The sequence below is a fragment of the Enterobacter cloacae complex sp. ESBL7 genome (assembly GCF_041679625.1).
In the GTDB taxonomy this organism is placed as follows: Bacteria; Pseudomonadota; Gammaproteobacteria; order Enterobacterales; family Enterobacteriaceae; genus Enterobacter; species Enterobacter asburiae_B.
In genome coordinates, this window is sequence record NZ_JBGORN010000028.1 from 1 (window position 1) to 1,188 (window position 1,188).

The 1,188-nt window shown below is 68.6% G+C and carries 2 protein-coding genes; one reads left to right on the forward strand and one right to left on the reverse strand.

Features of this window, described 5'->3' with window-relative positions; genetic code table 11:
- Nucleotides 1-1,090: EAL domain-containing protein (locus ACERY3_RS25255; protein ID WP_373226792.1), on the reverse strand; the 1,090-nt coding region annotated here is incomplete at its 3' end.
- Between ACERY3_RS25255 and ACERY3_RS25260 the strand changes: the two genes are divergently transcribed.
- Nucleotides 1,001-1,188: hypothetical protein (locus ACERY3_RS25260; RefSeq protein WP_373226793.1), on the forward strand; the 188-nt coding region annotated here is incomplete at its 3' end. The two genes, ACERY3_RS25255 and ACERY3_RS25260, sit on opposite strands and share 90 nt — an antisense overlap.

Consider the following 1,188-nt stretch of genomic DNA (forward strand, 5'->3'; position numbering starts at 1 on the left):
CCACCGGAAGCTGGTCCAGGGTGCTGAGGCCGGCATACCCGGTGCCGAAATCATCCAGTGCCACCCGGACACCGGCGGCACGCAGTGCCGGGAGCAGGTCCGGCAGACGAACGGAGGGCTCAAAGCGCTCCCGCTCGGTAATCTCAGCCACCAGAATGACGCCCGGCAGCGCGGCCTGCAGCGCCCGACAGGTCTGAAGCAGGGTGCGGTCGCCCGCATGGGCAGCACTCAGGTTAAAGGCGAGATGAAATGCAGGCGGGAGTACCTGCCGGCGCGCACCGAGTTCACGCGCCACCTGCATCAGTAAACTGCGGGTCAGGGGGACTATCAGCCCGCTGCGCTCGGCCAGGGGAATAAAACGGTCGGGGGGCATCACCTCACCTCCCGGCGTGTGCCAGCGGGCCAGCACCTCGCAGCCCGCCGGCTCACCGGTACGGCTGTCCACCACCGGCTGATACCAGGGGCGGATGTCCCCGGCCTTAATGGCCCGCCGCAGGCGGATATCCTCGCGGCTTCGCCGGTGCAGCCATACATGACAGAGCCATGTGGCTGCCGCCGTCGCCAGCAGGCACAGCACTGTCCACGGCAGGGCGTCACGCAGCAGGCTGCGGTCCCGCACCGGGCTGCGGGGGTCGGTCACCAGCGTAAACGCATACTGACCGGAGGCAGGAGGGCTGTCAGCAACACCTTCCGGTGCGTGATGCACCACCCCGTCCGCCCCCATCTCCACCCCGCCGGCCCGAAACAGCAGGCCAGGGAGGTCAGGCGTGGCCCGCAACGCCTGACGCAGAAAGAGACCGTTCAGGCTCACAGCCACACTCCCTTCCGGATACTGCTGCACCATCACCAGCAGCGAGGCTGCCGGCGTGAGCGCGTCGCCGGGGGTCAGCAACAGAGCCGGTCGCACCCTGGACGCTGCCGGCAGGGCTGGCAGGTCCGGTGCCCCACCCAGGGAGGCGCAGACGGTGGCGTTATTCTGCAGCAGCCTGACATCCCGCACATGCGGACTCAGGGCCGCCGAACGGCCGAGCTGGCGGGCCAGCTGCGGCGTGCAGGGCTGACCCAGGAAAGCCCGGTTCATGGACATCACCTGCTCAGCCTCCGTCAGCATACTGTCAATGTTCCGGGTGGCCCGGCGTATCGCCAGGTCCTCATCCTGCTGCACCTGGCGTCCGGTCACCAGCACCG